The organism is Paraburkholderia hospita (assembly GCF_002902965.1).
In the GTDB taxonomy this organism is placed as follows: Bacteria; Pseudomonadota; Gammaproteobacteria; order Burkholderiales; family Burkholderiaceae; genus Paraburkholderia; species Paraburkholderia hospita.
Genome location: NZ_CP026105.1, coordinates 3,018,280 through 3,032,203, shown reverse-complemented (window position 1 = coordinate 3,032,203; position 13,924 = coordinate 3,018,280). Strand labels below are relative to the sequence as shown.

Here is a 13,924-nt window from a genome sequence, read left to right as displayed (position 1 = left end):
CTGACTTCAAGACGAGGTTCGATCGAGAGTTTCGTGCTAACTTGTATGCAAGGAGCGACTCCGAGCGAGGAGAACGAGCAATGGATATCAGCATTCTGGCGTTCGGCGCCGCAGTCGTCATGTGTGGACTTGGCGCGCTGATGGAGCACAATGCAAACAAGGTCAAGCGTCAGCGACGTCTTCCGCGCAGTTCACGTTAAGCTTCCACGAAACGGAGAATCGTATGGGCTTCAGTTTCTTTGCGCTTGGCGTGGCTGTCGCTTTGTCTGTACTCGGTCTGGTCATGGACCGAAACGGCCGAAAGGCTGACCGCGCTCGTCGGCGCATGTCATAGCGCCGGTGTAGGGTTAAGGACGGACAACAATCGAAGCAAGGCTGCGTCTTTCGGGCGCGGCCTTTTTCATTTTTTGAAATCCTGTGTCGCACCTTTTGGTCTGAAGCGTCACTTGACGGCAACGTTGATTGACATTGCCCGACGTCTATCGCGTCGCATGACCGTGCGGGCTGGTGGCTTCACAGAAAAAGCCACGCCAGTCTCCCTGCCGCGGGCGCTTCACCGGTGCCTGCGGACCACCAGCCAGCGCGGCACCTTGAATCGCACGATGCTCACGTAGAGCCAAACATACGTCGCTGCAAACACAATCACGAAGCAGAACAGATGCAGCGTATGCCGCCAGAACAGCGTCGCGGGAACCACGGCGATCAGGCAGAGCAGCCACAGATACGGCGAGGTCAGCGAATTGCGTCGCGTCAGCTCTCGCGCCGTGCGTGCACCAACCGCCCAGCGCATCAGCCGCTTGTAGACGAGCATGTGCAGATGAACGCCGTCGGGAATCCCGGGCGAGATGCCGCGGATGAACTTCTTCCGGTAGATCGAGAAGCAGGTCTCGAAGATTGGGTACATGAACAGCAGTACGGGGTACCACGCCGACACGTCGCGGTTGCGCATCACGAGCATGATCGACAGTTCGCCGAGCATGAAGCCGATAAAGTAGGCGCCGCCGTCGCCGAGAAAGATCAGACCCGCCGGGAAGTTCCAGATGAAGAAGCCCATCACCGCGCCCATCATGATCAGCGATGCCGACAGCACAATGGGGTCGTGCACCTGGAATGCGACATACGCGAGCGACGCGAACATCATGAAGGCGACCATCGACGCGAGCCCGTTGAAGCCGTCGATGATATTGATTGCATTGGCGAGCGCCGCGACGGCCAGCACGGTCACCGCGCAGGAAATGGCCGCGTAGGAGAGCAGAAAATCGAGCGGCGGCACGCTAATGCGTGTGACGGCGATTCCCAGCACGAAGTAAGCGAGCGCTGCGGCGACCATCGTGCAGATCAGCCGGGCGAGGGGCGATACCTTCTTCGTCAGGTCTTCGACCAGTCCCGAAGCGAAAGCCGGAAGACCGCAGGCGACAATGCCGAGAATGCCCGCCGAAACGGCCGGATACGCGCCATACAGCTGGATCGCCGAAACGACCAGCCCGACCAGAATCCCCGTTCCGCCGATGCGCGGCACCGGCCGCGCGTGGAATTTCTGCACGCCGGCCAGATCGGTGTCCGCAAACGTTTCATGCAGATGCGCATATCGCACGATCACGAGCGTGATCAGTAGTGAAACCAGGAAACCGAGCGCGAAACTGAGCATGAAAGTGGGGGCCGGAAAAGCAAACGGTGGATTATACAAATGAAACGCAGCGGGCACGGACGGGTTGACTGCGCGGCGGCAGGCGGCGCAGTTTTCGCTCATAATGCGCAGGATATTCAAGCCGTCCGTTCGAAGATGCGTATCTCCCTTCTTGCATGCCTGAGCGCGGCGCTATTCGCGCTGCCGCTGGTATCCATCGCAGTCCCCTCATCGGTTCCCGTATCGATGACGGGTAGCGCCGACAGCGGCGACACAGTCGAGCTTCGCTTCGACAGTCCTCCTTCGAAGACTGCCACGCTTCTGATAAAGGGCGACAGGACAGGATCCGCTCCAAAAACCGTTCCCTGTACATACGAACTCGAACCCATCCAGAAGGGTGCGCTCGAGAGCCCGGTCGTCAAGATCACGTTCAACGACAGGCAAACGATGACGATCGCTTGCGATCCACTGTCGGACAACTGTCACGCTAACGGCTACCCGACGGTCGGCGGCACCAGCTTCTCCGTCCTCTGGCACATCACGCGAGCCGACGTGCAGGCCGCCCATACAAAAACCCGGCTCCCACAGTAGTAAGGCGAGCAGACCGCGTCTGCGGGAGCAACGCGCAAGCGCGCCATCCCACATGCTACGTCATGGATTCTCCCTATTCGGAGTCTGTCCCGCGTTGCCGATAGCCATCGATGGGGCTGCCATCCCGGGTGGCCGACAGCACGTCACGGACACTCATGCTCAAGAACATCACCATCCGGCAAGGACTGACGCTCGTCATCGGCATCTTCGCGGCCTTTCTCCTGATCGTGATCGGCGTCGGTTGGGGCGCGCTGAAATTCACCAACGATGGCCTGCAGAACGTGCAGCAGTCGTCGGCGGCGATGAACGCGTTGACGTCGAGCTCGGAAAAGCTCCTGCAGGTGCGTCTGTCGCTCGGCAGCTACGAGACGCTCTTCAGCGTCGGCAAGGACACGGATGGACTGCTCGCCGCCGCGCACAAGCTGCTGGAGTCGTCGAACGAGGATTTTCGCGTCTACATGGCCGGACCGTTCGGTAGCGAAGAAGAGGGCAAGCTTGCGCAAACCGTTGCGCAGGCGCGCGCCGCGCTCGTCAATCAGGCAATTGAGCCAGAGCACAAGGCGCTCGTCGACAACGACTTCAACACATTCCGCACGATCCAGGGCGAGACGGCGGACCGCTTTTACGGCGTCTACGCGAAGGCGATCGACGCGCTCAAGCACGCGCAGGCCGACAACCGGCAGCGCGAAGCCGGCCAGTTGAGCCAGCGCTTCAACATCTCGACGGGTCTGTTCATTGCGATCGGCGTGGCCGCCGTCGTGGTAGGCGCGCTGGCGCGCGCGGGCCTGTCGTCCGCCGTCGTGAAGCCGGTGAACCAGACGATCCGCCACTTTCGCAGCATGGCCGAAGGCGACCTGACGACCTCCGTCAAGGTGCGCTCGCGCAACGAGATGGGCCAGTTGCTGCAGGCGCTTTCGCAGATGCGCGACGGCCTTGTCGATACGGTGTCGAAAGTGCGCGGCAGTACCCATTCGATCACGCTCGGCGCGAACGAAATCGCCGCCGGCAACGCGGACCTGTCGAGCCGTACCGAACAGCAGGCAGCCGCGCTTCAGGAGACGGCGGCGAGCATGGAAGAGCTGTCGGCGACCGTCAAGCAGAACACCGACAACGCCAAGCTCGCGAGCCGTCTCGCACAAGGCGCGCTGGACACGGTCGTGCGCGGCAGCGACGTGGTCACGCGCGTGACGAAAACGATGGACGGCATCACGGAATCGTCGCGCAAGGTTGCGGAGATCATCGGCATCATCGAAGGCATCGCGTTTCAGACCAACATCCTCGCGCTGAACGCGGCCGTCGAGGCGGCGCGCGCGGGCGAGCAGGGGCGCGGCTTTGCCGTTGTCGCGTCCGAAGTGCGCGCGCTCGCGCAGCGCTCGGGCGCGGCGGCGAAGGAAATTCGCGAGCTGATCGGCGATTCGACGGCGCAGGTCGCGCAGGGCGCGACGCTCGTCGCCGACGCGCGCAAGACGATGGAGGAAGCGATGAACTCCGTGCAGCGCGTGACGGGCATCATGACGGAAATCGAAGGCGCCGCGCACGAACAGAGCGACGGCATCGAGCAGATCAACAAGGCGATCGGCCAGATCGACGAAGTCACGCAGCAGAACGCGGCGCTCGTCGAGCAGGCCGCGGCCGCCGCGAAAACGCTCGAAGCGCAGGCCGTCGTCCTGCGCGAGGCGGTGGCCGTGTTCCGATTGGAGGACACACGGGTTGCAGTTGATGCCGGATAGGCATCGAGCGGAAGAAGCCATGTGCTCAGAAGATGCGGCCAACCATGCTACAGAAGAGGCGACAGGTTCACGCTGAATGGGATAGTGAATGGGTCGGTATATGATGCTATGGAAGGATACGCAGTCGCTTTAGGTCCCCCAAAGGTCGCACAAACTCGTGGCCCGCAAAGACACACGGGGATCGCTTGCTTGGCTGCCACGCAGGCCACCGGCGGGGGCGTCGATGAACGGTCTCTTCGGACCGCTACCATCGCGGCAGCAGGCAACCGACCTGTCGAGATTCATGCTGCGCTGGAACTCGGTAGGTCGCACCCCCCATCAAAAGATGGTTTGCCATTGGCACGTGGGGGCAATCGTATCGGTTTTGAACTGACGAGTGCTCAGCGTCCAGGTGCAAGTGTGATGAGTGGCGCGATGGGCGGATGAACGCACCCCGGTGCGGGATCACGAGGAGGCTGAGGAGAACACGTGGGTACGGGGTTACCTCCGTTCGCATCGACGACCACAGTAACGCCGGTTGCCGCCAGCCGGATAGAAGTTCGGTATGCGCTTCCCGACGATCAAAACATCGATACCGTAGGATTGCATCAGGCACAGCGAAGCGTCCGTCGGTGGAGGGACGGCGTGCAGAGAGGGGCTGCCGGTCGCCAAGCTTGGTCGAAGATCGGGGTGAACGGTTTGGCTCATTAGGTGACTCCGAACGTTTCATCTGAACGCCTGACGGACGATTTGCGTCGGAAAGAACCCGTGCAAAGATCAGGCTGTCCGCAACACCAAATTCATGCGGCGAGCGTGCGGGCCAGATCGCGCACTGTGTGATTGAAGGCAGTTGCCCCATTGCAATTGACCGGGACCACATCAGTCCGGGTTGCAGGTCTTCACACACCCACGCAATCACCTCCTGGGTCTTTCATGAAGCCCTCAAATTTCCGGCACGCCCTGCCCGACGTAGCATTGACACTACCCGCACTGACGATTTGCCGAACCCGCCGGTGTAGTCCTCGCGGCGATTCAGTACCTTCTGTTCCACGCGTATCACAGGCTCGGTCGGCGTGCGTGTTGGTTGAATCTACGCAAGCTAGCGCGTTTTGTAACGGAGCCATATCGCTAAAAGCGGGCGACACGTCGAGAAAAAGTTGGCGAAAGAAGCGGGCGCTCTGTGCTTTTCAAGGTTTCTGGCGTCATTCACAAAAGGCCGCAAATGAAATTCAGTCGCTTCGTCGCCAACAATCGCGAGATCGTATGCCTCAGCAACGGAAACGCGAAACTCTTGATTCCCACGGAAGTTCCTCTAGCAGCGCTCGAACACTTCAGACGTCGCTGCCAACAGCAAGCTGCCAGCGAAGGCGGTACTCTCGATGATAAAAGGCCGGCTGTCCGTCGCAAGGAAAGCGTTGCCTTCGTCTGGCATCGACAAAAGGAAGATCATCACCGGGTCACAAGACTTACCCAGGTACATATCGGATCGGTGCCATCTCGGAATTGTCAACGGGGAATGGACGAGTTACAGCGGTTGCTCCCGCGCGCTACGCATTTCCCGAGGAAACATCAGCAGCGCCCTCTCTCTCGGGCAATTTCCGGATAGCGTCAGGCCTCTTTTCAAAGAAGCCGAGCTAACGTTCGCGGTGGGACGCAAACTGCTTGCGCTCGAGAAAGATCTGGGCAGCAAAGAGTTGCTTGCACGTGCAAGTTATATCCGCTACACGGCGCGCGAACATACGGCCGACCACCTCCTGCGTAAGCTCAAGGGGGAGAACGTCCGCCCAGGGGACTTCTCTCGCCTGCGCATCAGGAAGGGTAGAGGAACAAAGCGGCTCATCATCGAGTGCGATCATGCCGAATTTCTGTTCACTATCGTCGCGAGATGGAAGCCGCACTTATGTCGTGAGGAAACTTACTCTCAGCTCAGAAGCCGATGAGACATTGCGCACGGTCCTATATCCGCATCGCGGATGCGATGCGTGTGGCCAGCCGCTCACGATGAACAGTTGGGATACGGGGTTGCCGCTCGATAGAGCGCATCACAGGGTATGAACGCCGTCGAGTTCAGTCGGCCGTCAGCTGAATCCGGCGTTACCTCACCGGCCAGACCGAACAGCTCGCACTTTCCCTGTCGAACTGTGGTGTCAGATCGAAGACGCCACACCTTTCGCCCTGCACGGAGGTGCGAGCTCTCCGGTTCTGCGCCCCCATGGGGAAGGTTCGGCCGTCCGCCGCATTGACATCCTTATATGAACACGTCCCCGTTGGCAAGGTTGGGTTTGCGTGCGGTGAACGTCCCGTGGTGTTATGCGACGACCGCCACGGCAACCGTTCCATGCTAGCAGCGTGCAGATGTTGTTGCCCGCTGCGTCTTGCACCCGGATGCCGGGGTCGGTGGCGTAGTTCAACGTCCAGCTGCCTGAGCCTGGGAAGCCCTGGAGGGTAGCGGCCGTTCGTGTCCAGCTACCGGCGGCGAATACGTCGTCTGTTGTCAACACGACATATAGTTTCCGGTCCACGGGGACACCCAGAACGTCGATGAAACTATCAAGCCTGATGCCTGCCACGCCGGACCTCTGTCCGTTTTCGAAGCCCGCTTGGGTGAAACGACGCGCGTACCAGACGATTTATAGTCTGCGGGCTGCCAGATATCCAGCTTCGACCGCCGAACGGGTCAGTTACCGGGGCCAACGTCAGTTACCGGGACCAACAATAGGGCTCACCATATCGCGGCCAAGAACCCCCGGTTTGGCGCGGTCTCGTCGCGCCTCGTCAGTATCGGCCTCCCACATTGCCGCGAGCTGCTGCTGCAGTGTCCGTTCGTGGCCGGCAGCAGTCCGCCCCGGCACGCCCGATCGCAAACCGCCCCGGCAGTTAGCCGGCATCGGCGGAGCCATGGGCATCCTTCTGAATGCCGAGGGCGAATCGGAGGACGGTCGAACGCTCTAGGAAACCCGCCTCGCTCCGCTGCGAGCTTCGACCCGGACGAGCAATGATTACCTCTTATGTATCAACACTGTAACAAAATGTGACGGTGCCGGGCCAGCGGCCCGACGAGCCCAAAAAATAAGGGTATTCATCAGTCTAAACACGGCGAAACTGGCGGTATGGAAGCGTCCCCGGGGACCGGCCGAGCATTTTCTACAGGTCGTTCTGACCGACACTGATTTTTGGCGACATTTTTACCCACAAATTCGTGTTTCTGACATGTAACAATTTGTGACGTGCGGGCGGCCTCACGCTCTTGGGCACAACTCGATCTTTCCGTGTTGCCAATACCTAGGTCAGATGTTGCAGATCCTTGAATCACCGTGGAACGAGCCATCTCACGCAACTCCGCCTGTCGGTTTCCTCAGACTTAATCTGTTCGCCCCCCCACATTGACGTCCCCGCGACCTCCAACATCCCGATTTAACAGTTATTCATTTGTGAAACATTCGCCATCATGGACGCATCAGGACATCGTTCTTTTGGCTAAATGAACCAATTCCAGCAAGGGTTTCGGCATACATGGCACCGTTCTGGCTATATGTCCCAGCGACGGTGACGAGCGCATTGGTTCAACAAGATGAGCGTCACGGTTTCAGGCGACGCAGGACTGACGGGGGATTCAACCTGCGGCGTCGGAAAACTTCAACACGTTGCCTGTCTTGTTAACGGCGCGTGTTGAAGATGGGGGAACAGCGAGCAACGGCATAGACCGTCATCGAGGTTTCCGAAGAGGTGGCGTTGGGGAGGGGCGGACGGGGACGCATCCTTCGGGATGCGTCCCCGTACCGAACCGGTCAGCGGCCAGACGCGGCGAGCAGCATTACACCATTGCTTACGGTGTCCTCGCGGCGTAACGGATGCTCGGTCCGGCAGCGAGCGTCATCAACAAACTCGATGTTTTCAAATTTTTTAAGGAGTTTCACAAATGCAGATCGCTCAATCGTTTCGCGCCTTTGTCCGTGATGAAAGCGGTGTGACGGCAATGGAATACGGCCTGATCGCGGGGTTCCTCTCGCTCGTGATCGTTGCCGGCCTCACGGCCGGTGGCCCGGCTCTCAAAGGCATTTTCGACCAGATCGGAACTCAGCTTGCCGCTGCGAAGACCGCGATGGGCTAAAGGCCTGAGCACGACCACAGGTTGATAGCCTGTTGGTGGTGGTCCCCGCGAGCGGGTGTTCGCAAATGGCCTGCTCGCAGCTGGCGAGGGGTACTGCAGTAGCGGCAAGGCCAGTTGCTCGACGCTTCTGGCTTTGCTTTCCAGGCTTATCTAACAAGTCCGCCATGGGGCCCTGTGTCTGACCTGATGCTTCCACTGAATAAGGAGCTGAAAGTGAAATTCATGAAACTGGCGTGTGATTTTGCTTGCGACGAGAGCGGTGTGACGGCAATGGAGTATGGCCTGATCGCGGGGTTTCTCTCACTGGTCATCGTTGCCGGCCTCACGGCGGGCAGTCCTGCCCTCAAGGGGATGTTCGATTCCATTGGAACGTACCTTACGAACGCGCAGAACGCAGCCGGCTAAGTACGCGAGATGGAACTGTTCTGTTGCCGGAGCAGTTCCGGATTTACTCAGGCGAAGCATGACCGGGATGCAACACTGTCAGTGGTAAGCCTGGGACAGCCGACAACTCGATTAGTTAGGGAAACGAAATGAACGCTTTCGAATTTCCAGTCGGTCTTTGTCTGCTGGCACTCGTGGTGATTGCCTCGTGGACGGATCTGCGAGCTCGTCGCATTCCAAACTGGCTTGTGTTGGTCGGTGCGGTACTCGGATTGCCAGTGCAGTGCTACCTCCACGGAGTGGGTGCGGGATTCAGCGAGTGGCTGCTCGGCATGCTCATCGGGGGAGGCCTGTTCCTGCCGCTGTACGCGCTGCGCGCAATGGGCGCGGGCGATGTCAAGCTGATGGGCTCGATCGGAGCTTTTGTGGGTTCATGGGCCGTGTTCAGGATCGTGCTGCTGACTTTCATCGTCGGGGGCATCTGGGCGCTGATTCTGCTCGTCGCCGGCCGGCAGATGAGACCCGCCTTCGCAAACATCCGGGGGATGCTTCTCGCCATGATCGGCCGGTCACAACAGGCTGATCCCAGCGCGGGACCTTCCGGGAGGGCCAGTGTCGGATCACTGCCGTTCGCTGTGGCCATTGCACTAGGTACGGTCGGCGCGATGTGTCTTCAGACGGCTAGCTTGGTGTTCTAAAAAGTACCGAAGGCTTTGTTCAAGCCAGCGCTTGCCTCGACTGTTGCCGCAGGTACGAGCAAATCGATCGGGGCCAGCAATATCCGACGGGGGAATGAAGTGATGGAGAATTCAAGACTGGTGATGGACATCGAAGCGGGCGGTGCCCGCCTTTGCGACCTGGTCCATGCGCGCTCCGGCGGTCATCCGGGAGGCGACTCGCATTCAGCCGTCCCGCGGGCGCCACGGACCATCGAGGAAACTGGACTCACGGAAGCCTTCCTGCTGGAACTGGTCGCCAGAACGGCCTACGTGCTGGGCAAGGTGTCGTTGTCGATCCTGATCCGCAGGCTCAAGCTGGGCGCCAGGGTACTTGAAGACGTCCTGGCTTTCGGAATTCGCGAGCGGATGCTGGAAAGGTCGGGTGGCCCGCACGACATTGACCGCGAGTTCCAGCTTACCGAAACGGGACGCCACCGTGCTGCGGAACTCATGGCTCGCTGCCGATATGTCGGCCCGGCGCCCGTCCCACTTGAACAATACCAGGCCTGCCTGCAGCGACAATCGACGCATGAGCAGCGTGTCACGCGTGCCAGTGTGGAGGCCGCGTTTGCCGATATGGCGGTAACGACCGCGCTGCTGGACCAGATCGGCAGTGCTGTCAACAATGGTCGGCCTGTCATCTTTTTCGGACCGTCGGGAAGCGGAAAAACCTCGTTGGCCGAACGGCTTGTACGACTGATGCCGAAGCGGGTCGCCGTGCCTTACGCAATCGCGATTGAAAATGAAATCATCCAGATGTTCGATCCACTCATTCATAAGCCATGCGAACTGGTGGCTGCCGACGGCGGGTCGAACAACACGGCAGACGGCCGCTGGCAGTATTGCAGACCGCCGACAGGGCTTTCGGGGGGGGAGCTCACACTTGACATGCTGGAGTTGTGCCACGATGCCGTCAACGGCTACTACCAGGCGCCGCCGCATATCAAGGCAACCGGCGGCCTCTACATCATCGACGATCTCGGACGACAGCGAGTAAGCCCCGCAGCTCTGCTTGATCGCTGGATCGTGCCGCTCGATCGCGGGTACGACATGCTCACATTGCGCACCGGCGTGCGCTTCTCGCTGCCCTTGAATGTACGCATCGTCTTTACCAGCAACGCTGCGCCGGCGGACCTCGGCGACGAGGCGTTCTTTCGGCGTCTTGGCGCCAAGCTGTACGTTGGCCCCCTTGATGTGACCGATTACCGCGCGATTTACCAGCAGCGCAGCGGCGAGCTTGGCATACGGTCGGACGACGAAGCATTCGACTATCTGGTGCACGAGCTGCACCGGTTGTCCCGCCGCCCGCTGCTTGCTTCATACCCGGGCGAACTCCTGCGCATCGTGCTCGCCAATGCCCGTTACCTGGAGCAGCCCGCGGTAGCGGACGGCCCGAGCCTGAAGCGCGCTTGGAATATTTTTTTTGCGGTCGTCGAGCATGACATTGCGCCGGCCGGAATGGTTGAAGGCGGGCGATCTGCCTGAAGCAGTCGCCAAACTTGCGAGTTGAGAACTGACTGGGCATCGGGGGATCGATCATGAAGAACGTACGCGCGCTGGTGATGTTGCTGGTTGCAGCAGTGGCAGGTCTGGTCGGCGTGGCCATGGCCTCGCGCTGGCTGCTCGACAGGTCGTCGGGGATGACCGAAAAGATCGCGGTTTCCGCAGTCGACATCAGTCTTGGGCAGCGGCTCAACCCTGAATTCATCAAGATGGTCGACTGGCCCTCGGGCAGCTTGCCGCCCGGTTCCTTCACGTCAGCCGACAAGCTCGACGGGCGCGTACTGAAAACGAGCGCGCTGCGCGGCGAGCCGATCTTGGAAGGCAAGCTGAGCCCGGTGGGCACCATGGGCGGTCTTTCGGCTGTGATCGCGGAGGGGCGTCGAGCCATCACCGTGCGCGTCAACGATGTGATCGGCGTAGCCGGGTTTGCACTCCCAGGCAACTACGTCGACATCATCGTCAGCACGCAGCAGGACAAGGGCAACGACAAGGGCCCGACCAAGGACGAAAGCATCTCCAAGATCGTGCTCGAAAAGATTCTGGTGCTGGCCGTCGCGCAGGAGGTGGGACGCGACGAGACCAAGCCCAAGGTCGTCAACGCCGTGACGCTCGAAGTCACGCCGGAACAGGCGGAGAAGCTCGATCTGGCGCGCAGTGTCGGCACGCTTTCGCTGGTGTTGCGTAACCAGGTCGATACCGCCACGCTGCCGACGGGAGGCGCAACCAAGTTCACGCTGCTCGGTGCTTCCGCTCCGGCGCCGGCCTCGGCACCCGCTGCGGCACCCGTTCGCCCGGTGCGCGCGCATTACGTGGCACGTCCGGCTGCGCCGCGTGATTGCATAGGCGTGCTGTCGGGGGTGCTGGGCAGCGTCGAATGTTTCTAGACTGGTAGCGGCTGCGTCCAACGGGCGCGCGGCGGCAGGCAAAAAAAAGGCAGGAATGCAACTCTCGATTATCCATATCGAGGTCACGGGGGCATGACGAAATGAAAACGAAACCAGGATTCTCATCCTGCAGCACCAAGCAACGCTGCTCATTGGGCAGCAAGGCGATCGCTGCGATGGTTTGCTTTGGACTGGTCGGTGCGCAGACGGTCCAGGCACAAGAGATGTTCGAATTTCCGACGATGGCGAAGCGCGGCGCGACTCCGCCGTTGCCGGCAGGCCGCGGCGCGGCGCCGATGACGCTCGCGATGGGCGGGCCCGCTGGCGTTGCAGGCGCCGCAGGTATGGCAAACGGACCTTTGCCTCTGCGCGGCCCAAGCTGCACGGGCGAAATCCGCGATGAAACCAACGTCACCGTGCCGGTCGGCAAATCGGTACTCGTCCCGCTTCTCGAGCCCGCACGCAATCGCACGCTCGGCAACCCCGTCGTCGCGCAGGCCACGCTGGTGTCGCCTCGCACGCTTTACGTCGTCGGGATGACGGTCGGCACGACCAACATGATCGTGCAGGGCAAGAGCGGCTCATGCCAGATGATCAACGTGATCGTCAATGTCGATTCCGAGGGACTGCAGCAGGCGCTTCGGCAACTGATGCCGGAAGAGCGGGGCATCCGCGTTTCGACGGCGGCCGGCAATCTGGTGCTGGGCGGCAGTGTGTCGAGCGGGCCCGCGGCGCAACAGGCCATGCAGATCGCCCAGGCTTTCGCGGACTCGCAACCCACGCAGCAACAGCAGGCGGCCTCGTCGGGTTCCGGCAATGGCATGTCGAGCACGAGCCAGCAAAGTTCGAGCACCAGCAAGGCGGCCGCGGTGATCAACATGATGTCCGTCGATTCGGCGCAGCAGGTGATGCTCGAAGTCAAGGTGGCGGAGGTCTCGAAGTCCCTGATCAACCAGTTGGGCTCGGCCCTGAATATCCAGGGCGGCTTCGGCTCCTGGACGGGGGCGCTGGTGAGCAACCTGCTTGCCGGCGTAACCAGCGCGCTCGCCGTCAGCAAGGCGAACAACCGCCCGTTCAATCTCGCCGTCGATGCGCAGAAGACTGACAACCTGGTCAAGATTCTTGCGGAACCGAACCTCGTGACGATCAGCGGCCAGGAGGCCACGTTCCTCTCGGGTGGCAAGATCTTCATTCCCATTCCGCAAAGCAGCGGCAACGGCGTGTCGAGCATCACGCTGCAGGAGGAAGAGTTCGGCGTCGGGCTCAAGTTCACGCCGACCGTGCTGGCGAACGGCCGGATCAGCCTGAAAGTGGCACCTGAGGTATCCGAACTGTCGCCCACGGGCGTGACCGTCTCGTCTTCGGGCACGAGCGGTGTTTCAATCCTGCCGCTCATCAACACGCGTCGCGCGTCGACGGTTGTCCAGATGCATGATGGCGAGTCGTTTGCGATCGGCGGACTGTTGAGCAACAACATCACGGGCGCGCTGAAAGCCATTCCGGGTCTGGGCGAAGTACCCGTTCTCGGCGCGTTGATGCGTAGCACGTCGTTCCAGCAGGACATGACGGAACTCGTGTTCATCATCACGCCGCACCTCGTGAAGCCGATGCAGACCGCGAACTATCCGCTGCCGACGGACAGCTTCTCGCAGACGAATGAAGCCGACGTCTATGCGACTGGCAACATGGAAGGCCGCCATGGCAAGTATTCCGCCGCGCCCACGGGCGCCGGGCCGGGCAATGCGCCAGCACCGGCACCCGCACCCGCACCCGCACCCGCACCTCAGGCGCCCGCCGCACCCGTGTCGAATGCACTGCCGCCGCACGACACGCAGGCCACGTCGAGCGCGCCCGTGCAGCCGGCCGCGTCCGGCAATGCAGCGCCGCCGCAGAAAGCTGAGCCGTCGGCTCAACCCGTAGTGCTCAATCCGGTGATGGACGAACACGCAGCACGGATTGCCCGCATCGAGAGCGCCGCCCGCCGGATCGCTGCACGCGAGGGACGGCAGGACGTCGCGAACACCGATGCTTCACGCCATGCGCTGGACCACTGAAGTCACGCCAAGGGGAGTCACATGAAACTCGCACATATTGTTTTCGCGCGCCGGGCAGCGCTGGTGGTGTCGGTCTGTGGTGCGCTGGGTGGATGCATGTCCAGCACGCCGATCTGGGATAAGCACGTGGGCGAGGCGCTCAAGGCCGTCACCCAGGCGCAGATCATCGACCCGCATGCGGGAGAGAGCGCGCCATCCGCACAGGGCGTGGATGGCAAGTCCGCTGCATCGGCGATGGCCAACTACGACAAGTCATTCAAGGAAATCGTGCCGACGCCGAATGCCTTCGTGATCGGCGTGGGCAGCGGCAGCACGGGCCAATAACAACGGCAGCCTCATAAC

At 61.1% G+C, this 13,924-nt stretch carries 10 protein-coding genes; 9 read left to right on the top strand and 1 reads right to left on the bottom strand.

Features of this window, described 5'->3' with window-relative positions:
* Positions 1–553: 553 nt before the first annotated feature.
* Positions 554–1,648, bottom strand: coding sequence for an MraY family glycosyltransferase (locus C2L64_RS13790; protein WP_090836332.1), 1,095 nt, complete (start codon positions 1,646–1,648; stop codon positions 554–556).
* Positions 1,649–1,687: 39 nt separating this feature from the next.
* Here C2L64_RS13790 and C2L64_RS13785 point away from each other — a divergent pair, with 39 nt between their 5' ends.
* The 9 genes from C2L64_RS13785 (at position 1,688) to C2L64_RS13740 (ending at position 13,906) form a co-directional block, all read left to right on the top strand.
* A complete protein-coding gene (locus C2L64_RS13785; protein ID WP_090836331.1) occupies positions 1,688–2,218 on the top strand; it encodes a hypothetical protein in 531 nt (176 codons plus the stop codon).
* 155 nt (positions 2,219–2,373) lie between these two features.
* Complete coding sequence (locus C2L64_RS13780) at positions 2,374–3,948, top strand: methyl-accepting chemotaxis protein (RefSeq protein WP_090836452.1); 1,575 nt, start codon at positions 2,374–2,376, stop codon at positions 3,946–3,948.
* 3,898 nt (positions 3,949–7,846) lie between these two features.
* Entirely contained in the window at positions 7,847–8,038 is a 192-nt protein-coding gene (locus C2L64_RS13770) for a Flp family type IVb pilin (RefSeq protein WP_090836329.1), read from the top strand.
* Positions 8,039–8,260: 222 nt separating this feature from the next.
* The gene (locus C2L64_RS13765; protein ID WP_090836450.1) at positions 8,261–8,443 is read left to right on the top strand and encodes a Flp family type IVb pilin; all 183 of its coding nucleotides are present in this window, start codon (positions 8,261–8,263) and stop codon (positions 8,441–8,443) included.
* Between the two features lie 128 nt (positions 8,444–8,571).
* A complete protein-coding gene (locus C2L64_RS13760) occupies positions 8,572–9,120 on the top strand; it encodes an A24 family peptidase (RefSeq protein WP_090836328.1) in 549 nt (182 codons plus the stop codon).
* Between the two features lie 123 nt (positions 9,121–9,243).
* Positions 9,244–10,626 carry an ATP-binding protein gene (locus C2L64_RS13755; RefSeq protein WP_143055748.1) on the top strand — a complete coding sequence of 461 codons (1,383 nt, stop codon included), beginning with the start codon at positions 9,244–9,246 and terminating at the stop codon, positions 10,624–10,626.
* A 53-nt stretch (positions 10,627–10,679) separates the two neighbouring features.
* The gene (gene cpaB, locus C2L64_RS13750; RefSeq protein WP_090836326.1) at positions 10,680–11,528 is read left to right on the top strand and encodes a Flp pilus assembly protein CpaB; all 849 of its coding nucleotides are present in this window, start codon (positions 10,680–10,682) and stop codon (positions 11,526–11,528) included.
* A 101-nt stretch (positions 11,529–11,629) separates the two neighbouring features.
* Positions 11,630–13,582 (top strand): type II and III secretion system protein family protein, encoded by a 1,953-nt coding sequence (locus C2L64_RS13745; protein ID WP_090836325.1) that lies wholly within the window; start codon positions 11,630–11,632, stop codon positions 13,580–13,582.
* A gap of 21 nt (positions 13,583–13,603) precedes the next feature.
* The gene (locus C2L64_RS13740) at positions 13,604–13,906 is read left to right on the top strand and encodes a hypothetical protein (RefSeq protein WP_090836324.1); all 303 of its coding nucleotides are present in this window, start codon (positions 13,604–13,606) and stop codon (positions 13,904–13,906) included.
* Positions 13,907–13,924: the final 18 nt, after the last annotated feature.